Genomic DNA, 21,492 nt, shown 5'->3' on the forward strand with positions numbered 1-21,492 from the left:
TTTTCAAAGGGGGAGGTGAATACTTACAAAATAAAGGCTCTTTAGCCACAAAAAACGTGTCGCTATCTTTGTGCTCTAGCGTACAGACCACAGCTTGCATTACCCGATATCCTATGACCCTTAATAGGAACGCAGAGCCATAAAATTCCTATAAAAATCAGATTATTAAATTCTGCCCGCATTATAAATGTACCGTTAATCTTCATTGCATCCAAACGGTTTTTTTGTGCGTATAGCCTTTATAAATAACGCTAATAATTTTTGAATTAATGAGGGAGCAATGAAAACTCAAGCGGATCAACCGGTTTTAAGGGGGCTGTATTGGCAGCGACTATGGATGCCCCTATTCGTCGTGTTTTTACTCTCAGTTTCTTTAAGCTTAAGCCCCACAGTAGTAATCGCTTTAAGCGACTGGAACAATGGCTTCAATCATCCCTTGCAAGGCTGGGATCATCTGTTAACCATGGTTGCAGTAGGTATTTGGGCGGCGCAATTACGTGGGCAAGCTATATGGCTACTGCCGCTCGCCTTTGTTAGTGTTATGGGATTGGGTGGTCTTGCCGGTGCGGTAGGGTTATCGATTCCTGGCGTAGAACTAATTGTACTGCTTTCGTGCGCTGTCTTCAGTGCATTGATTGTGCAAAAGCTACGATTCAGTAGCAAAATTAATACTCTTATTGTGGTATTTTTTGCTTTTTTTCACGGTTATGCCCACGGACAAGAAATAGCCACTTCAGTCAGTCTGTTCTCATACACCTTGGGATTTATGGTGGCAACATTACTGTTGCACGGTGCTGGTATATTGACTGCGCGATTGATGGTGTTAACGATGGCTTTTTTGGTGGGCAGCAACGCTTATGCACAGCAAACCACCGGCGATGCTGGCGTAAAAAGTGAAACATCAACATCAAAACCAAATGACAATCAACCTGTCGAGCTTGAAGAAATGGTGATTACCGAACGTGCCGACACTCAAATAGGCATAGCGGATAGCGCGTCTCAAGGCAATGTCGGGCAGGCGCAATTAAAATACCGCCCCATTAGCCGTCCAGGTGAAATTCTCGAAACCGTACCGGGACTTATTGCCTCGCAACACAGCGGCGAAGGCAAAGCCAGCCAGTATTATTTACGCGGCTTTAATCTCGATCATGGTACCGATTTTTTGACGGAAGTGGATGGTGTGCCGGTCAATATGCCGTCTCATTCACATGGCCAGGGCTGGACAGACACCAATTTTCTTATTCCTGAATTGATCGAAACCGTCAATTATAAAAAAGGCGTGTACTACGCCGACAATGGCGACTTTTCCAGCGCAGGTTCGGCCAATATTCAGTATTTTAGTGATCTGCCCAGTAGCATCATCAAATTTACCGGCGGCAGTTTTGATTATTACCGTGGACTAATCGTCAGATCACAAAAGCTTGGCAACGGTAAGCTGATGTTTGCCGGTGAAACCATCCACAATAATGGCCCTTGGACATTGGGTAACGAATACCTTAAGTTTAACGGCGTGTTACGTTACAGCCAAGAGCACGGTGACTCGGGCTGGAGCGCAACTGCTATGGCTTATAAAGCCGACTGGAAGTCAACCGACCAGATTCCAAAACGTGCGCTAAATCAAGGTGCAATTGGCCGATTTGATAGCATTGATCCCACCGATGGCGGCAACAGCCAGCGTTACAGCGTGACCGGTGAATGGCATCGTCAGTCTGCGACCAGCGAAACCAAAGTCTTGGTTTACGGGACTTATTCCAAGTTGGATCTATTCTCTAATTTTACTTATTTTCTTGATAATCCAGTGCGTGGCGATCAATTTTCTCAGCCCGATGAACGCTTCACATCCGGTCTTAAGGCCACGCACACTTTTTTTCATACGATTGGCAAGGCCGAATCCGAAAGCACTTTTGGATTACAAATCCGTAACGATAACATCCATAACGCGCTGCTGTTAACCCAAGCGCAACAAACCTATAACACCGTGCGAAAAGATAACATCTGGCAAACCAGCATCAGCCCCTACGTGCAAAACAAAACTCGCTGGAATGACTGGCTGCGCACTGATGTCGGTGTGCGTTTTGACGGCTTTGGTTTCAACGTTGCCAATAGCAATATTGCCGATAACAATGGCGAACGTTACGATGGCCTTTTTAGCCCTAAAGCCGGTATTATTTTTGGGCCTTGGGCGGAAACTGAGTTTTATCTCAACGGTGGCCTTGGATTTCATAGTAACGATGCACGCGGGGTAAACACGCGCATTGATCCTAAATCCGGACAAGCCGTGGATAGGGCCGTGCCACTTGCCAGAAGTTATGGTGCGGAAATCGGTGTGCGTACGACCTGGATAAAAGGCTTGCAAACTACGCTGGCCGTCTGGTGGCTGGATATTGATTCCGAGTTGTTGTTTGCTGGCGATGCTGGCACCACAAAAGCCAGCCGCCCTAGTCGGCGTTATGGCGTGGAATTTAGCAATGTTTATTCACCAACCGATTGGTTAACGTTCGATGCTGACGTGAGCTTTTCCAAATCCCGTTTTAGGGGTAATGTTTCGGAAGGAAATTTTATCCCGGGATCTATTGAAACGGTTATTGCCGCTGGCGCAACTTTTCATGATGTGTACGGCGGCTTTTTTGGCGGCACGCGCCTGCGTTATTTTGGGCCGCGTCCATTGATTGAAAACAACAGTGTGCGGTCACAGCCCACCATTTTGTTGTCTGCCATGTTAGGTTATAAGTTTAATAAGACGTGGACTGTGCAGGCGGAAATGTTTAACTTACTGAACAGAAAAGACAGCGCTATTGATTACTATTACGCCTCGCAGTTGCGTAATGAAATTTCACCCGTTAACGATATTCATTTTCATCCGGTTGAACCTATTAGTTTCCGTTTAAGTTTGACTGCGAATTTTTGAGGTGAGAAATTCGACGCTATCCTTCAAATTTTGCATTGTTTAAACATTATTTATGCGCACAAGCCTATGTGTGTAGAGCAATCATTAAATTTTCATCGGTAAATACGACCCATGTTGAGATTTTTGAATTTAGGTTGAAATGGATAATTCACCAGCTTGATTGGCCGCCTCATCAAGTTCAATCCCTAACTAATACGTAGTGTTAATGTCATTATCGACAGGTTTCATGTTGCCAAAATTACCGAGGCTATGCTGACAACGCCCATCTTCAATCATGAAGTTCTTTTTTTACTGGAACCGCCGCCAACAGCTTCTTGGTATAGTCATGTTGCGGCTGCTTTAAAACCCTCACTGCGCTGCCATGCTCAATAATTTTACCTTGATACATCACCGCAATATCATCAGCAATTTCAGCCACCACAGCCAGATCATGCGTGATGAATAAATAACTAACGCCTTTCTCTTTTTGCAGGGTTTTTAATAAAGCAATAATCTGCGCTTGTATGGAAACATCCAGGGCACTAGTCGGTTCATCACACACGATAAGTTTAGGTTCAACGGCCAATGCTCGCGCTATACAAATACGCTGGCGCTGACCACCGGAAAATTCATGCGGGTAACGCAGCGCAGACTCTTCCGGCAAACCCACTTGCAAGAGTAATTGTTGCACGCGTTGCAGGCGTTCACTAGCTGTTACATTAGGTTGTAAGGCTTGTAAGCCTTCAGCGATGATATCACCGACCAGCATTCTGGGGTTCATCGACGAAAACGGATCCTGGAAAATAATCTGAATATTGGCGCGTTGTTGGCGTAGCGCCTCACCGGTTAAACTATGCAACTCCACACCATCAATTGTCACTTGGCCAGTGCCGCCTGGAATTAAATTTAACAGGCTCTTTCCTAATGTGGTTTTGCCACAGCCGGATTCGCCCACCAAAGCCAGGGTTTTGCCACGTGGAATATCAAAACTAACGCCATCAACCGCACGCACATAATCGACGATACGTTTAAAAAGGCCTTTTCGGATCGGGTAATAGCAATAAAAATCCTTAACTTCTAGTAATGGCGTGTTTAACTCGGCGTTGTTTTCGGGTTTGTTGCCGACATGGTTGATTGACGGCAATGCCGCGAGTAATTTCTGGGTATAAGGGTGTTTAGGTGCGTTAAAAAAATCGTCGGTTAAACCGGTTTCTACAATTTTACCTCTTTGCATCACGGCAACGCGATCCGCAATAGTAGACACCAGCGCCAAATCATGGCTAATAAACCATAGCGCCATACCCGTTTGTTGCTGAAGTTTTTTTAGCAAGCTTATTATTTGCGCTTGCAGGGTGACATCCAACGATGTGGTCGGTTCATCGGCAATTAATAAATCCGGCTTGCCCGCCAGCGCCATCGCTATCATCACCCGTTGCCGTTGTCCACCGGACAGTTGATGGGGATAATCATGAATGCGTTGTTGGGGCAGGGGGATTTCCACTTGCTGCAATAATTCCAGTACCCGTTGATTCAGTTCGTGCTTAGGCAAGGTAAAGTGAATGCTAATTGCCTCACTGAGCTGGCTGCCGATGGTCATCACAGGGTTTAATGATGACATGGGATCTTGAAAAATAAAGCCAATGCGCCGTCCGCGAATTTGGCACAAATCATATTCAGAGCGGGCCAGCAAATTATCGCCAGCTAGATTGATAGTATCAGCGCTGAGTTTGGCGTTATTGGGCAATAAGCGTAACACCGACAAGGCGGTTATGGATTTGCCAGAACCTGATTCGCCCACCAAGGCAAAGGTTTCACCGGGGTAGATCGCAAAGCTAATAGCATCAACAACGGGTTGCTGCGGATTGAAGGCGACAGTAAGTCCTTCTACTAACAGCAATGGCGTGTTAGCGCTTGAATCAATTTGGCTAGACATGTCGTGTGTTGTTACGCTTGATGAGATAGCAGGTTATTACGAGAAAAACAGCGATACGTTGTTCAGCCCTTTATGATTTTACAGGCGCACCATAAACGGCTGAACTTAGCGGCAGTGAAATTTTATGGGTATTATCTCGCACTAAAGGTATTACATTTTTTAGGATCACCGGTTTTAGCGCCAATACCAAACCATTGCATACGCTGCGCTGAAGAACCGTGGGTAAAAGACTCCGGTACGACATAACCCCGTGTTTGTTTTTGCAATATATCATCGCCAACGCTACTGGCAGCGCCTAGCGCTTCTTCAATATCGCCTGGCTCTAAAATTTGCCGCATTTCGTTAGCATGGTTAGCCCAAACGCCGGCATAGCAATCGGCTTGCAGTTCCATACGGACTTGCAATTGATTGTTAGATACTTCATTGCCTCGTTGCATAGCTTGCTGTACCTGATCCGCAGTGCCCAGCAGCTTTTGCACATGATGGCCGACTTCGTGAGCGACCACATAAGCCTGGGCGAAATCGCCAGGTGCGTTATGCCGATTAGCCAGCTCGTTAAAAAAGTCCATATCGAGATAGAGTTTTTGATCTCCTGGGCAATAAAAAGGTCCCATCGCTGCTTCACCAAAACCGCAGGCGGATTCAATCTGGCCACTGTATAGTACCAGTTTGGGCGGAACATAACGGCTGCCGGACTTTTGGAATATATCACCCCACGCATCTTCGGTAGAGGCCAACACTACCGACATGAATTTTTTCAGTTTCTCGTCCTGTGGATTACTAGGAACAGCCTGACGAGTCTGTTGTTGCGGCGCAAGTATATTGTCGCCTAATACGCTTAATACGATGGATGGATCGACGCCCATAAACAGCGCGATGACGGCTAATGCTACCGTACCTAAGCCGCCGCCCGTCAGCATCTTTCCTCCCATACTCATGCCACGGCGGTCTTCGATATTATCACTTTCTCGTTCGTTATCTTGGCGCATTTTATTCTCTCCTGTCTGTCGGCTAGCGTTTTAAGGCTACTTTAGCTTGATTCCAGTAATCATTTAATTCATCCAGATTGCAATCCTTCACGGTTCGCGCTGATGCTTCCACTTGTTGTTCAATATATTGAAAGCGTTTAACGAATTTTTTAGTGCTCTTCTTTAAGGTGGTTTCTGCATCCAGGTTAAGATGGCGGGCAAGATTTACGGTAACCAGCAACAAATCGCCGACTTCTTCTTCAATGTGTTTTACATCGCCTGATGCCCACGCTTCCCGCACTTCATTCAATTCTTCCAGCACCTTATCGAACACCGGCAACACATCCGGCCAATCAAAGCCATGGTCAGCGGCACGATCTTGTATTTTTTTGCATTCTATCAATGCTGGCAGATGCGCCGCGACACCTGATAATACGCTTTCTTTTAGGTCAGATGAACTCTTTTGTTGACGTTCCTCTGCTTTGATTTGTTCCCAGGCTTGGTGACGTTCTTCATCCGTATTAAAAACAGCATCGGCAAATACATGCGGGTGTCTGCGAATTAATTTTTCACTGATGCCTTGCGCCACTTGTTCAAAGTTAAAATGCCCCATTTCCTGGGCAATTTGCGCATGAAATACCACTTGCAGCAATAAGTCGCCCAGTTCGTTGCGTAGTTCGTCCAAATCATTGCGTTCTATGGCATCTACAACTTCGTAGGCTTCTTCAATTAAATAAGGCACCAGGCTACTAAAGCTCTGTTTAAGATCCCAGGCGCAACCGCCGTCTGGATTACGCAGACGTGCCATGATGTCGAGTAGCTGCTGGGTATTATTTAGCATAAGCCGCTCAAAATGAAGAGCCAAAGTTTTCAAAGTAGCGCTGATGAAACTCATCCATGTCAAACGCATGGTTTTGAGTACCGTTATGTTCAATTTTAATGGCGCCCATTAACGAGGCAATTCTGCCGGTAGTTTCCCAGTTCAGGTCATTCATGAGCCCGTATAGCAAACCCGCACGGTGGGCATCGCCACAACCGGTAGGATCAAGCAGTGCTTTGGGCTTGGCGACTGGAATATCGATACATTGGCCTTTGGTATATATTTTTGAGCCTTTGCCACCTAAAGTAATAATCAGCGCTTCGACCTTTTCGGCCATTTCATCTAATGTTAAGCCGGTACGTTCCTGCATAAGTTCAGATTCATAATCGTTTAGCGTCACCCAGGCAGCCTGATCAATAAATTTGCGTAATTCATCGCCATCAAACATCGGCATGCCTTGGCCAGGATCAAAAATAAACGGGATGCCCAGCTCGCAAAATTGTTCAGCATGTAATTGCATGCCCTCTTTGCCATCGGGAGACACAATACCAATCGCAATGTCGGGGTCATCGGTAGGTACTGAATTAAGGTGCGAGCAGTTCATGGCGCCAGGGTGGAACGCGGTAATCTGGTTGCCGTCTTCGTCAGTCGTAATATAGGCTTGGCCGGTGTAATTATTGTCTAGAATACGGATGTAGGGACTGGACAGGCAATTTTGACCTAACCATTGTGAATAGGGCTCAAAATCATGGCCTACGGTAGCCATAATTGCCGGTTGCTCACCCAGTAGTTTTAAGTTGTAGGCAATATTACCGGCACAGCCGCCATACTCACGCCGTAAAGTAGGCACTAAAAACGATACATTAAGAATATGCACCTTTTCCGGCAAGATATGATTTTTAAATTTATCATGAAACACCATGATGGTGTCGTAGGCCATAGAGCCACAGATTAACGCACTCATTACTTTCTTTCCTTTAATCGGTAATTATTTGGGTTACCCACTTAAGACGGGACATCCGTTCGCCCTGAGCTTGTCGAAGGGTTTGTTGTTCATGGTTCGACAAGCTCACCACGAACGGCTTTTTTTAAACTGTCCCGTCTTAAGTGAATAGCCATTATTTGGAATAGCTGAACAAAACTGCTTTTTACTTAAATAAAATCAAGGCCCAAGTGATTGCCGCCCAAACTAACGATGTCGTCACCGCCGCCGAACCTATATCTTTGGCGCGGCCTGACAACTCATGATGTTCAAAACCTATACGATCAACCACAGCCTCTATTGCCGAGTTTAACAGCTCAACCAATAACACCAGTACCATACTGCCAATAAGCAATAACTTTTCAATGTTAGATTGTCCCAGCCAGATTGCTAACGGTGTGGATATCAAAAAGATTATCGCTTCCAGCCTGAAAGCTTCTTCATGTTGCCATACTGCTTTATAACCTGCGGCGGAAAAATAACAAGCATTAATCAGGCGTTTAACGCCTTTGGCATCTTGATAGGCCATTCGTCAATTTTCCTTATTTATTTATGAGTGTTTGATAAGCATCAGCGTCCATTAATTTATCCAGCTCTGAAGGCGACTGCGTTTTAATGCAAAACAGCCAGGCTTTATAAGGTTCGTCATTCACCTGATACGCTTCATCCATCAGTATTTCGTTAACTTCTACCACTTTTCCGGTGACGGGACTGTATAAATCCGATGCAGTTTTAACGGATTCGACTACCGCACAATGCTGTTGCGCCTGAAAGCTATCGCCCACAACCGGTAGTTTAATATAAACCAGATCGCCTAGCTCCTGTTGGGCAAAGTCAGTAATACCCACACGAACAATATTATCATCTTCCAGTTTTGCCCATTCGTGAGTGCTGGCATACTTTAGGTTTTTCGGTAAATCAATCATATCGGATTCTCGAGTATGTGCGTTAAATTTTTGTGGGATTTGCTTAGCCTAGTACTCAGTCAATCTTACATTGTCGAGTAATATAAAATACTCCGTTCGTCCTGAGCTTGTCGAAGGACTTGTGGTTCATGGTTCGACAAGGCTCTCATGAGTTTGTCGAATGGCTCACCACGAACGGTTTTTTAAATTTATACCTGTCAAAATAAAATTGACTGAATACTAGTATTTTAGGTGTTCATTCAGCGTATGCAGGCATTATACTTTAACGCCACTACAAACGACTTATTCAAAACATGCTTTTTTTCCTGATTGGATTTATGCGCTCACTTATATTGTTCATGGCCATGGGGTTATCAATGATAACAATGGCGTTTGCCGATGCGGGTGATCAGCAGCAAGCCATGGACGATGATGGTCAAAATCGTTCAGTGCTTGTTTTAAATGAAAAAACCCAGGCAATAACCGGACTGCAAACTACAGTTCTTGAAGCCAGTCACTTTGGTGCAGAGTATTCCGTCAGCGGTAAGGCGCTTACGCTACAGCCTTTACTGGTGCTGCGTAATCGCTATCTGGAACTGTTGGCTCAACATCAGCAAGCGCTAGCCAAGCTAAAACAGGCAGAGCAAAATAAGCAGCGCCAGCAAGATTTATTCCGCCACGGCGTGACTTCCCAGCATAATTTACAAGAGCAGCAACTGCAATGGCACACCGAAAAATCTGTTGTGGCAGCCAATAGCTTGCAAACTAAAGCCATTGTCGATGAAGCACGTCTTATGTGGGGTAACACGCTAACGGCATGGGTGGTGACTTCCGATTCTACTCAATTAACTGATTTTTTATCAGGTCGCAGCGTTTTACTGCAAATCACTTTACCTGCCGATAAAACATTAGTCACCGGCAATCCTGTGATTTATGTTGAAGCGTCAGGCTATCGTCATAAAGCCAGTAAAGCCGTTTTTATTTCAGATGCGCCGCAAATGGACTCTGCTTTTCCAGGACAACGTTATTTCTTTCAGACACAAGGTAAGTCCATAAAGCCTGGAATGCGGGTCGTGGCGTGGATTGCCGAGAAAAAACAAGCAGCATCTGGCGTTATGCTCGCTAAATCGGCGGCGATTTGGATGCTGGATCAGCTGTTTGTTTATGTGAAATCTGGCAAGGATACCTTTAGTCGGCGGCTGGTCAATGATTATAAGGTAACATCGGAAGGCTATTTTGCTGTGTCAGGTTTTGATGCCGGCGAAGAAATTGTCACTACCGGCGCTCAAATGTTGTTGTCCGAAGAGCAGCGTCGACAAATTCCTGATGAGGATGATTAAGTGTGGGTGACTATGTTGTATTATGCGCTTTAGCTTTGAAGTCGCGTCAATTTTGATGGCGAGTAGAGACGCAAAATCTTGATATTGAGTGGATGTGTTTTTCAAGTTATTTTACACGGCACTTTAAAACAAAAAGCCTACCAAGCAGACGCGTTTGGTAGGCTTTTTTGGGTATAGTTAACGATGCGTTATCTTGGCAGTTCTGAAGAACCCATCAAATATTCATCCACCGCGCGAGCGGCTTGTCTACCTTCTCTAATCGCCCAAACTACCAACGATTGGCCACGGCGGCCATCGCCTGCAGCAAATACTTTATCGATAGAAGTCTGGTATTTTTGCTCGTTGGCTTTAATATTGCCACGGCCATCACGTTCAACACCCAATCCCTGCAACAGGCCATCGTGTACTGGATGCATAAAGCCCATCGCCAATAACACCAGATCAGCGTCCAAAGAAAACTCTGAACCGGCTTTTTCGGACATTTTCCATTGGCCAGCTTCCTGCTTCCACTCCACTTCAACTGCATTCAGCTGGGTGACTTTGCCGTCTGTACCGGTCACGCTGCGGGTATTGACTGACCAATGCCGCTCACAACCCTCTTCTTGAGATGAGGAAGTCCGCAGCTTGTTTGGCCATAATGGCCAGGTCATCAACTTGTTTTCTTTTTCCGGTGGCTTGGGCAGAATTTCAATTTGTACCACAGATGCCGCACCTTGCCGGATGGACGTGCCGATACAATCCGAACCGGTATCGCCGCCGCCAATAACCACCACACGCTTACCTTTGGCACTGATGGTTATGTCGTCAGAAACCGTATCTCCCGCATTGCGTTTGTTTTGCTGACGCAAAAAGTCCATTGCAAAATACACGCCTTCCAGCTCATTACGGCCTGTTACTTCAAGATCGCGCGGTTTTTCAGAACCCACCGCTAATACCACAGCATCAAAATCATCCATGATTTTTTGCACGGGAATCTCGCTACCAATATGGCTGTTTGGCCTAAACCTGACACCTTCGGCTTGCATTTGTGCGATACGCTGGTCGATCAAATGCTTTTCCATCTTAAAATCAGGAATACCGTAACGCAGCAAGCCACCGATACGATCATTTTTTTCATACACCACCACTTCATGGCCAGCACGCGCCAATTGTTGTGCGCTAGCCATGCCCGCAGGGCCAGAACCGATGACAGCAACGCGCTTGCCGGAGCGTTGCGCGGGGATTTGCGGAGTAATCCAGCCCATCTCCCAGCCTTTGTCGATAATCGCACATTCGATGGATTTAATCGTGACGGGTTGATCATTTAAGTTCAGCGTACAGGCGGCTTCACATGGGGCAGGGCAGATCCTGCCGGTAAATTCAGGAAAGTTATTGGTGCTGTGCAAAATCGACAGCGCCTGTTGCCAGTTACCGCGATGCACCATTTCATTCCAGTCAGGAATGATGTTGTTGACCGGACAGCCGTTATGGCAAAACGGAATGCCACAATCCATGCAACGCGCACCTTGCTGACTCATCTCGGAATCTTCAGGAGTCAGTATAAATTCACGATAATTCTGGATACGCTCACTCGCCGCTACGTAACGACGCTCAGTGCGGGGAAATTCCATAAACCCTGTTGGTTTACCCATCTTAAATACCTTCTTTTAATAAACGGTTACGCAGTCGCGGATACTTGCAGTGCCTGGATTTGTTTGAGCGCCTCGCGGTAATCAACCGGCATGACCTTAACAAAACGTGGCAGATAACTGTCCCAATTATCAAGAATCTGCTGCGCCCGTGGACTGTTGGTGTAACGCTTGTGGTTTTGGATGAAATGCTTCAAACGGCTGGCATCGTTACGGGTCATGTCACTCATTAGATGGACGCGGCCATGGGTTTCCATATCGCCGCCCTGGTGCGCCACCGATTCCAGCAAATCATCTTCGGCAGGGATAGGTTCCAGTTCCACCATCGCCATATTGCAACGGCGGCTGAAGCTGCCGTCTTCATCCAGCACATAAGCAATACCACCAGACATGCCCGCAGCAAAGTTACGGCCTGTCGCACCCAACACAATGACGACACCGCCGGTCATGTATTCACAGCCATGGTCGCCCACGCCTTCAACGACCGCAATGGCGCCTGAGTTGCGCACGGCAAAACGCTCACCGCCGATACCGTTAAAATAGCATTCGCCACTGATCGCGCCGTATAACACCGTATTACCGACAATAATGTTATCGGCCGGATTAATCGGACAATCTTTGGGTGGAAAAATGCTAATGCGGCCACCACTCATGCCTTTGCCGACATAATCGTTGCCGTCGCCTTCAAGCTCTATACTGATGCCTTGCGCCAAAAACGCGCCAAAACTTTGCCCCGCCGTGCCTTTGGCATGGATTGCAATAGTATCTTCCGGCAAGCCTTTATGGCCGTAGCGTTTGGCAACTTCACCGGACAGCATCGCGCCAAAGGTACGGTTGATGTTACGGACATCAATATTGATTTCAACCGGTTGGCCTTTTCCCAGCGCCGGTTGCGCCTGCGCTATGAGCTGATGATCCAGCGCATGTTCCAGACCGTGATCTTGCAGTTCAGTTTGGTACACAGCGGTGTTGCCATCGGTTTCTGGCTTGTAGAAAATGCGGCTAAAATCCAAGCCTTCTGATTTCCAATGCGCCAATGCAGGCTGCATATCCAGTTTATCGGAACGGCCTATCATTTCGTTGACAGTCCTAAAGCCGAGTTTAGCCATCCACTGCCGGACATCTTCGGCGACCAAAAAGAAGTAATTGACCACATGTTCAGGCTGGCCGGTAAAGCGCTTCCTAAGCTCTGGGTCTTGGGTGGCAACACCGACAGGGCAAGTGTTCAGATGGCATTTACGCATCATTAAGCAGCCTGAAACAATCAGCGGCGCGGTAGCAAAACCGAACTCATCCGCACCCAATAAAGCCCCGATGACCACATCGCGGCCAGTACGCAAACCGCCGTCCACCTGCACAGCAATACGCCCACGCAGCTTGTTGAGCACCAAGGTCTGGTGGGTTTCGGCAAGACCTATTTCCCACGGCAAACCGGCGTGTTTAATCGATGTCATCGGGCTTGCACCGGTACCGCCATCATAACCTGCAATGGTGACATGGTCGGCATGGGCTTTGGAAACCCCCGCTGCAACCGTGCCGACACCGACTTCAGACACCAATTTAACACTGATGCGGGCTTGCGGGTTGACGTTTTTCAGGTCGTGGATCAGCTGCGCCAAATCTTCAATCGAATAAATATCGTGGTGCGGCGGCGGTGAAATCAAACCCACGCCTTGGGTAGAATGCCGTACTTTGGCAATCACCGCATCGACTTTATGGCCAGGCAACTGGCCACCTTCGCCAGGTTTTGCGCCCTGGCTGATTTTGATTTGAATATCGTCGGCATTGACCAGATATTCGGTAGTAACACCAAAACGCCCCGATGCGACCTGCTTAATCGCCGAACGCATGGAATCGCCGTTGGCCATCGGCGTAAAGCGTTCCGCCAATTCGCCGCCTTCGCCGGTATTGGATTTACCACCGATCCGGTTCATAGCGATAGCCAGATTGGTGTGCGCTTCGTAAGAAATCGAACCGAACGACATCGCACCGGTAACAAAACGTTTAACAATACTGGCAGCGGATTCCACTTCATCCAACGGCACAGGTTCGGCGTTTTCCTTGAAGGTCATCAAGCCGCGCAAAGTCAGCAGGGTTTCGTTTTGTTCGTCTATCAATCGGCAAAAATCGTCGTATAATTCCTTGCTATTGCTGCGGGTTGCATGCTGCAATTTACTAATAGTTGCCGGTGTCCAGGCATGGGCTTCACCACGGATACGGTAAGCGTATTCGCCGCCAACGTCTAAAGCATCACGGTATATCGGCGCATTACCAAAGGCCACGCGATGGCGGCGCATGGTCTCTTCGCTGACTTCTTTTAACGACACGCCTTCAGTGGTGCTGGTGGTGCCGGTAAAATACTGGTCTAAAAACGGTTCAGCAAGGCCTATGGCATTAAAAATCTGCGCACCACAATAAGATTGATAGGTGGAAATACCCATCTTGGACATGACTTTTAAAATACCTTTAGCAGCTGCTTTGACATAGCGTTTATGGGCTTCATATTCGCTTAAATCAGGTAGCACGGTTGAGCACAAATTAGATAGCGTATCAAAGGCCAAATAAGGATTAATGGCTTCTGCACCGTAAGCCGCCAATAAAGCAAAATGATGTACTTCGCGGGCTTCGCCGGTTTCAATCACTAAACCCACCTGAGTACGCAAGCCCTCGTGCGTTAAAAAGTGATGCACCGCTGAAGTAGCCAGCAGGGCAGGGATGGCAATATGGGTGCTGTCCATGTCACGGTCAGACAGCGCCAGAATATTATTGCCATCTTCCACCGCTTGTTTTGCCGCAATACACAGTTTGTCGATAGCACCTTCCATGCCGCTCGCACCCAAATCGGTGGGGTAGCACAGCGTTAAGGTTTTGGTTTTAAAGACACCGGCGGTCCGAGTTTCAATACGGCGGATTTTTTCCAGGTCTTGATTGGTCAAAATCGGATGTTCGACTTCCAGGCGCATGTGCGTGCCGCCTTCATCCAGTCCCAGCAGGTTAGGACGCGGGCCGATAAATGACACCAAGGACATCACCAATTCTTCACGGATCGGGTCGATAGCAGGGTTGGTCACCTGCGCAAAACCTTGCTTAAAATAATCGTACAACATGCGCGGACGATCAGACAGCACCGCCAATGCGGTATCGATCCCCATAGAACTGATGGCTTCCTGGCCAGTTTGCGCCATCGGTTTCAGTAAAAACTGGATGTCTTCCTGGGTATAGCCAAACGCTTGTTGTCTGTCTAACAGCGTATGGGCATCCGGTGTCATTGCCGATACTTCTGCTGGCAATTTGGACAGCAATATCTGGGTTTTATCCAACCAATCCGCATACGGATGGTGGTTGGCCAATTCTGATTTCAGCTCGCTATCATCAATAATTCGGCCTTGCACGGTGTCAATCAGCAGCATTTTACCCGGTTGCAAACGCCATTTCTTAATGATCTTGTGCTGGGGAATATCCAGTACGCCCATTTCGGAAGCCATGATGACCATGTCATCATCGGTCACCAAATAACGCGCAGGACGCAAACCGTTACGATCCAGGGTCGCACCAATTTGGCAGCCATCGGTAAACGCAACAGCGGCAGGGCCATCCCAAGGTTCCATCAGGGCGGCGTTGTATTCATAAAACGCTTGCTGTTTTTTGTCCATCAAATCGTTGCCGGCCCAGGCTTCGGGGATCAGCAACATCATGGCATGGGCTAACGAATACCCACCGGCCACCAACAATTCCAGCGCATTGTCAAAACTGGCAGAATCGGATTGGCCTTCGGCGATTAATGGCCACAATTTGTGGATATCATCGCCTAACACCAGCGATGATATGGAATGTCGACGCGCCGCCATCCAGTTGACGTTGCCGCGCAAGGTGTTGATTTCACCGTTGTGGGCAATCATGCGGAACGGGTGCGCCAAATCCCAGGTGGGGAAAGTATTGGTGGAAAAACGTTGATGCACCAAAGCCAAGGCGCTGGTCATGCGCTCATCACTCAGTTCTGGGTAGAACGAGCCAACCTGATTGGCCAGCAACATGCCCTTGTAGACAATAGTGCGTGACGACAACGATGGCACATAGAAGAAATTACCTTGCTCCAGGTTCAGCTCGCGGATGGCATTTTCAACTTGCTTGCGGATCACGAACAATTTGCGCTCAAAAGCGTTTTGATCGGCGCAGTTGCTACCCCGTTGGATAAAGATTTGCCCGACAAACGGCTCAACCGGTTTTACCGAATAGCCAAGCTCGGTGTTGTTAACGGGCACATCACGCCAACCCAGCAGTGTTGCGCCTTCGCGGGCTACAAAATCGTTAAAGATGGCCACGCAACGGGCGCGGTCATCGGCGTTACTGGGCAAAAACACCATGCCGACGGCATAATCGCCACTGGCGGGCAAACTGATGCTAAGCTTAGCGCATTCGTCTCTTAAAAATTGATCAGGGATTTGCAATAAAATTCCCGCCCCGTCGCCTGCGCAAGGATCTGCGCCTACTGCGCCACGGTGGGTTAAGTTCGTAAGTAAATCCAATCCCTGACGTACAATTGTATGGCTCTTGTTGCCTTTTATATGGACAACGAAACCGACTCCACACGCATCGTGCTCGTTGCGTGGATCATATAAACCTTGTCTGGATGGTAGATTACTTTGACTCATTGTCACCTCAAAAAGTATGTTACAAAAGGATTATTAATTTCCGATTAATAGCCCTCGCACTGCGCCTACGCTGATATTTGCTCTCAACGTCCACTTCGCAGCAAAACCGCTAAATTATAAGGAGCGGCAGCAATTTTGTCACGTAGTGTTTTTATTTTGTAAATAAAGTTAGCTCCGTTAATGTGAATACTACAAAATATTTGCTTTCGGCCCTGCCAGGAATTCACCGATGCTCAGGATGATTTGTGTTATCTTTAACCGCATTATTGCCAATTGAATCGTTATGAAAGAAGAATTTGATATTGTTGTCGTAGGTGGTGGAATGGTAGGCGCGGCTGTCGCTGCTGGCCTTGGCGGTAGTGGATTGAAAGTCGCTTTGGTAGAAAGCATGCGGCCTGAAGCCTTTAATGCTGACCAACCGCATGATCTAAGGGTCTCTGCGCTCAGCATTGCCTCAAAAAACATTATTGAAACAGTAGGTGCCTGGCAAGGTATCACGGCACGGCGCTTTTGTCCGTTCCGACGCATGCGGGTCTGGGAAACTGCGGGTAATACTGAGTTTTGCAGCAATGACATTAATTATCCCGAATTAGGCTATATTGTTGAAAACAGAATAACGCAATTAGCCTTGTTAGATCGTTTACAAGATTTTGCGAATGTGACAGTGATGTGTCCTGCACAGATTAATAAAATTAACTATACTACCGGAAAAGCCACCACTGTAGAGCTGGATGATGGTCGTGTGTTATCAGCAACCGTTTTAGTGGCCGCAGATGGCGGGCAATCCAAAGTTAGGCAAACTGTTGGTTTGGGCGTTACCAGCTGGGATTACAAACAGCACGCTTTAGTTATTTATGTTGAAACCGATTACGGGCAGCAAGATATTACTTGGCAACGTTTTGTACCTAGTGGACCGCAAGCTTTTTTACCGTTAACAGGCAATTACGCATCATTGGTGTGGTATAACTCACCTGATGAAATTAACCGTTTAAAATCATTGTCATACGACAAGCTAAAGCAGGAGTTGCATGGCGTATTTCCTGAATGTCTAGGTGGTATTAAGCGTGTTATCAGCTCAGCCAGTTTTCCATTAAAACGACAACATGCACAAGATTATATCAAGCCAGGTATTGCACTGGTAGGTGATGCCGCACACACCATTAATCCTTTAGCTGGGCAGGGCGCTAATATCGGTTTGCTGGATGCTGCTGTGCTGGCAGAGGTTTTAGTGGAAGCACATAAAAATCATTTAGCATTAGGTGATGTCAGCGTATTAAAACGTTATGAAAAACTAAGGCGTTATGAAAATTTAAAAATGATGACCGCGATGGATGTATTTTATCAGGTCTTCAGTAATCAAATTCTGCCGGTAAAAATATTACGTAATCTAGGCTTAGGCTTAGCGGAGCGTATTTTACCGGCTAAAAATAAAATTATGCGCAACGCAATGGGCTTAGAAGGTAATTTACCTAAACTTGCGCGCGGCGAAACTATTCTTTAAAAACCAAGCACTATCCATAAACTTTAACACCAGGAAGATAAAAAATGAGCAATGTTTTTAGTTTTACCGGTACAGTCGGCAAAGATGCAGAAGTCCGTTATACCCCCGCAGGCTTAGCGGTACTGAGTGTAAACGTAGCTAATAACGTAGGTTTTGGCGACAAGCAACAAACGCTGTGGATTAGAGTCGCCTTGTTTGGTAAACGCGCAGAAGGACAATTAGCCAATTATTTAAAAAAAGGCCAGCAGGTATTTGTTTCCGGTGAGCTGACACAAAACGAATATAAAGCTAATGATGGCACTACACGGACTAGTCTGGAGCTTAATGCCAATATCGTTGATTTAGTGGGCAAGAAAAATGAATCGGGGCAAGGGCAACAAGCTTATCCCCCACAAGCAGCGCACCAAGCTGCCCCAGCGCCGGTATCGGCGCAAAGTAACGATAATTTTGATACTCCTTATGACGACGACATCCCGTTTTAAACAACTTTTACAGTTAAGTCTATACTAGACTTAATCAATATTGATTTGTCGGTCAGATATTTTAAAAAACCGTTCGTGCCCAAAGGGCATAGAGGCTGAGCCATTGGATAAGCTCATGAGAGCTTTGTCGAACCATGAAGCACAAGTCCTTCGACAAGCTCAGGACGAACGGAGTATTTGTAGTTCGACAAAATAAAATTGACTGAGTACAGGTGTTCGTTATTAACACATTCACGATAGTGCCGTTTTTAAATTAAAACCGACTGTTTTAACTCATTATCTTGATAAGAAACCAAGAAATGCAACCCATACAAACAATATGCCCTGGTTCAAAAACACAGCAGCTCGACCTAAAGCATAACAGTTTTGAGGCTATTTTTAATCTGGCACCTGTAGGCTATTTGGTTCTGGATAGGGCGGGTGTTATTCAACAGGTTAATGCTGAAGCAAGTCGGTTACTGGCACATCCTATTCAACAGTTAGTGAATAGGAAATTGGATGATTTCATTAATCCAATTGATCACAGCAGCTATTTTTTTTACATTCGGAATTTTACAAAGCAACAAGCCGGGCATCCTTTGGAGATCCGGCTGAAACATAAAAATACTCCCATAACACACCTTGAATGCCGAGCTACCATCGGTTCTGTCAATAGCGTATTTTTAACGATCAGTGATATTACCGAACGTCGGCAGGCCGAACAAGCAGTGGTTTATCATAACGAAACGCTGTCAGAAAAAGTCCGTAATCAGTTGCTGGAACGCGAAGCCAAGCTGAATTCTATTTTTAATGCGTCTGTAGAAGGCATTGTTACCATTGATAGTGAAGGGATGATAATTTCTGTTAATAATGCGGTAGAAACTATTTTCGGTTATACCGAAGCGGAATTGATTAAAGACAGCATTGTTAAGCTTTTACCTTTATTAAAGCGTAAAAGACCACGGCACTATTCAAAAAATAAGTTACACACTTTTATATCGGCATTTATTGGTAAAATTCAAGAAGTGCAGGGCATGCACAAAGATGGTTCAATTTTACTGCTGGATTTGTCTATCGTGCAGTATTCCATTGATGGCATCAATTATTTTACCGGCATTCTTCGCGACGTGAGTTTGCGTAAACTGCAAGAGCAGCAAAACAAAGAACATTTAGATAAGCTGGCTCATGTTACCCGCCTGGGTGTTATGGGAGAAATGGCCTCAGGGATTGCGCACGAAGTCAATCAGCCGCTGACTGCTGTCGTTAACTACACGCAAGTGTGTTTACGTTACATTGATGCGCCTAATCCTGACTTAATTAAACTCAGCGAAATTCTTTATAAAACACATCAACAAGCATTAAAGGCCGGCCAGATAATTCACAGCATGCGCGAGTTCGTAAAACCTCGCAAAATACACCGTGCCGCCGCCAATATCAACAGCTTGATCTTTGAAGCCATTAGTTTGCTGGATGCTGATCTTAAACAAGACAGCATTAAATTAAGTTTTGAACTGGAAAAAAACCTGCCTCTTGTCTATATTGATAACGTACAAATTGAACAAGTCATCATCAATTTAATTAGAAACAGCCTTGATGCGTTACGTGATTTACCCGCACAAGCATTGCGGATTTTATCCATTCAGACTCATTTGAATGAGCAAAACTTCATAGAAATCAAGGTTAAAGATAATGGTTCCGGCTTAAATGATGTACAGCGTGAAAAAATATTAACACCTTTTTACACAACAAAATCAACAGGTATGGGTATGGGGTTGTCGATTAGTCGCTCATTGGTAGAAGCACATGAAGGTGTGCTGCATTTCAATTCTAAACAAAACAAAGGCACAACTTTTTACTTTACGTTACCGGTATGGAACCCCATTAATGACTCAAAATGAGCCACTTACTTTAGTTTACTTGGTCGATGATGAATTTGCTGTACGCGATTCATTAACGCTTCTTATTGAGTCTACAGGACAATCTATTAAAAGCTTTGATTCTGCGGATGCTTTTTTAGAAAACTACAATGCGACCTTGCCAGGCTGTTTGTTACTGGATGTCAGAATGCCCATAATGGACGGCCTTGAACTTCAGGAAGAGCTCACTAAAAGGAATATTTCCATACCCATTATATTCATTAGTGGTAACGCCAATATTCCAGATTCAGCAAAGGCGTTTAGAGCCGGTGCTGTTGATTTCTTGGAGAAACCTTTTGATAGCGTAGTCTTGTTAGAGCGTATTGCTGAAGCCATCAAAAAGGATATAGAATGCAGACGCAAACGGGTTGAAAAACGCAAGCTACAAGACCGGCTCAATTATCTCACTGAGCGGGAAAAAGAAGTGCTGTGCTTGATTGTAAGCAGCTATTCCAATAAAGAAGCTGCTCGAGTACTGGATATCAGCAAGCGCACGATTGATATACACCGTGCGCACATTATGGAAAAAATGCAGGCCGAAAACCTCGCTGAATTGGTCATGATGGCGATGCAGTGTGAAGTAATAGGCAGAAATTTGCATTGAGAAATGTTTTTGCGGCTTCACCTAAAATATAAGCTTAATTTAACATAATATACATTATGCGAATCTTTAGGCGGGATAATTATCTGGAAATAACAACCATAAGGAAGCTGCTTCAAGCGTACGCTAACGGAATTTAGCACGTTAATTTGGCAAGCAACTAAGTCTGCACAAATAACTTGACGTCTTTCTTGCCCTAGCTTACCTTGCCCCATGCCAAGTTTTTTCACTTGTTATGAAAATATAAAATATGTTGCGACATTTCATAGTTCGGCCAAGATTGACCGTCACTGTCTTCGTGATAGCGATAATCTATTTTTGGGGTTTACCCGAAGACTGGCGAAGTGTTACTAAATTTTTGACTTCTTGGGATTCAGGAATATTTCTTTATCTGATACTCACCTCAGTCATGATGTTTAAATCTAACTCCCAAACAATAAGATCGCGTGCTGCCACTCAAGATGAAGGCGCTTTACTCATTCTTATTTTTACGATTATTTCGGTGGGGGCCAGTTTGGGAGCCATTATGACAGAACTTGCCAATGCAAAAGCCCAAAATGATACTTCAAACGCACGCATTATAATCACTGGGATTACGGTCGTATTATCGTGGATGTTTATGCAGATAATGTTTGCACTGCATTACGCCCATGAATATTACAATAGCAGCTTAAAAACTAACGATGGCGGGCTAGAATTCCCTGGCGATAACCCTGAACCTGATTATTGGGATTTTGTTTATTTTTCCTTCATTATTGGTACTGCCGCACAAACCGCTGACATTAATATCACTTCCAAAGTCTTTCGTCGCTTAGTTACATTGCATTGTGTGATTGTATTTTTTTTCAACATCACCATTTTAGCGTTAACGGTTAATGTGGGCGCTAGTCTCCTATGA

The 21,492-nt window shown here is 45.9% G+C and carries 15 protein-coding genes; 7 read left to right on the forward strand and 8 right to left on the reverse strand.

Annotation, left to right across the window (positions count from 1 at the left end; translation table 11 throughout):
* Nucleotides 1-280: 280 nt before the first annotated feature.
* Entirely contained in the window at nt 281-2,908 is a 2,628-nt protein-coding gene (locus ACHZC4_RS06955; RefSeq protein ID WP_394753105.1) for a TonB-dependent receptor domain-containing protein, read from the forward strand.
* Between the two features lie 268 nt (nt 2,909-3,176).
* Here ACHZC4_RS06955 and ACHZC4_RS06960 read toward each other — a convergent pair whose 3' ends face one another.
* From ACHZC4_RS06960 to gcvH, 6 genes are all read right to left on the reverse strand, one after another.
* A complete protein-coding gene (locus tag ACHZC4_RS06960) occupies nt 3,177-4,820 on the reverse strand; it encodes an ABC transporter ATP-binding protein (RefSeq protein WP_394753106.1) in 1,644 nt (547 codons plus the stop codon).
* A gap of 131 nt (nt 4,821-4,951) precedes the next feature.
* Entirely contained in the window at nt 4,952-5,809 is an 858-nt protein-coding gene (locus ACHZC4_RS06965; RefSeq protein WP_394753107.1) for a neutral zinc metallopeptidase, read from the reverse strand.
* Between the two features lie 22 nt (nt 5,810-5,831).
* Nucleotides 5,832-6,629 carry a nucleoside triphosphate pyrophosphohydrolase gene (gene mazG / locus ACHZC4_RS06970; protein WP_394753108.1) on the reverse strand — a complete coding sequence of 266 codons (798 nt, stop codon included), beginning with the start codon at nt 6,627-6,629 and terminating at the stop codon, nt 5,832-5,834.
* 7 nt (nt 6,630-6,636) lie between these two features.
* Entirely contained in the window at nt 6,637-7,572 is a 936-nt protein-coding gene (locus ACHZC4_RS06975; RefSeq protein WP_394753109.1) for a carbohydrate kinase family protein, read from the reverse strand.
* Nucleotides 7,573-7,756: 184 nt separating this feature from the next.
* On the reverse strand, nt 7,757-8,119 hold the full coding sequence (locus tag ACHZC4_RS06980; protein WP_394753110.1) for a diacylglycerol kinase: 363 nt from the start codon (nt 8,117-8,119) through the stop codon (nt 7,757-7,759).
* Between the two features lie 13 nt (nt 8,120-8,132).
* Nucleotides 8,133-8,516, reverse strand: coding sequence for a glycine cleavage system protein GcvH (gcvH, locus tag ACHZC4_RS06985; protein ID WP_394753111.1), 384 nt, complete (start codon nt 8,514-8,516; stop codon nt 8,133-8,135).
* A 356-nt stretch (nt 8,517-8,872) separates the two neighbouring features.
* Between gcvH and ACHZC4_RS06990 the strand changes: the two genes are divergently transcribed.
* Nucleotides 8,873-9,835 carry a hypothetical protein gene (locus tag ACHZC4_RS06990; protein ID WP_394753112.1) on the forward strand — a complete coding sequence of 321 codons (963 nt, stop codon included), beginning with the start codon at nt 8,873-8,875 and terminating at the stop codon, nt 9,833-9,835.
* Nucleotides 9,836-10,023: 188 nt separating this feature from the next.
* Here the strand turns inward: ACHZC4_RS06990 and ACHZC4_RS06995 are convergent, their stop codons facing one another.
* Nucleotides 10,024-11,466 carry a glutamate synthase subunit beta gene (locus ACHZC4_RS06995; protein ID WP_394753113.1) on the reverse strand — a complete coding sequence of 481 codons (1,443 nt, stop codon included), beginning with the start codon at nt 11,464-11,466 and terminating at the stop codon, nt 10,024-10,026.
* A gap of 26 nt (nt 11,467-11,492) precedes the next feature.
* On the reverse strand, nt 11,493-16,115 hold the full coding sequence (gltB, locus tag ACHZC4_RS07000; RefSeq protein ID WP_394753114.1) for a glutamate synthase large subunit: 4,623 nt from the start codon (nt 16,113-16,115) through the stop codon (nt 11,493-11,495).
* A gap of 283 nt (nt 16,116-16,398) precedes the next feature.
* Here gltB and ACHZC4_RS07005 point away from each other — a divergent pair, with 283 nt between their 5' ends.
* The 5 genes from ACHZC4_RS07005 (at nt 16,399) to ACHZC4_RS07025 (ending at nt 21,492) form a co-directional block, all read left to right on the forward strand.
* Nucleotides 16,399-17,616 carry an FAD-dependent monooxygenase gene (locus tag ACHZC4_RS07005; RefSeq protein ID WP_394753115.1) on the forward strand — a complete coding sequence of 406 codons (1,218 nt, stop codon included), beginning with the start codon at nt 16,399-16,401 and terminating at the stop codon, nt 17,614-17,616.
* Nucleotides 17,617-17,660: 44 nt separating this feature from the next.
* Nucleotides 17,661-18,098 (forward strand): single-stranded DNA-binding protein, encoded by a 438-nt coding sequence (locus ACHZC4_RS07010; protein ID WP_394753116.1) that lies wholly within the window; start codon nt 17,661-17,663, stop codon nt 18,096-18,098.
* A 299-nt stretch (nt 18,099-18,397) separates the two neighbouring features.
* Complete coding sequence (locus ACHZC4_RS07015) at nt 18,398-19,975, forward strand: PAS domain S-box protein (RefSeq protein WP_394753117.1); 1,578 nt, start codon at nt 18,398-18,400, stop codon at nt 19,973-19,975.
* Nucleotides 19,962-20,597 (forward strand): response regulator transcription factor, encoded by a 636-nt coding sequence (locus ACHZC4_RS07020; RefSeq protein ID WP_394753118.1) that lies wholly within the window; start codon nt 19,962-19,964, stop codon nt 20,595-20,597. The genes ACHZC4_RS07015 and ACHZC4_RS07020 overlap by 14 nt, the downstream gene beginning before the upstream one ends.
* A 247-nt stretch (nt 20,598-20,844) precedes the next feature.
* Complete coding sequence (locus ACHZC4_RS07025) at nt 20,845-21,492, forward strand: DUF1345 domain-containing protein (protein ID WP_394753119.1); 648 nt, start codon at nt 20,845-20,847, stop codon at nt 21,490-21,492.

It is taken from the genome of Crenothrix sp. (assembly GCF_043729335.1).
Lineage (GTDB): Bacteria > Pseudomonadota > Gammaproteobacteria > Methylococcales > Methylomonadaceae > Crenothrix.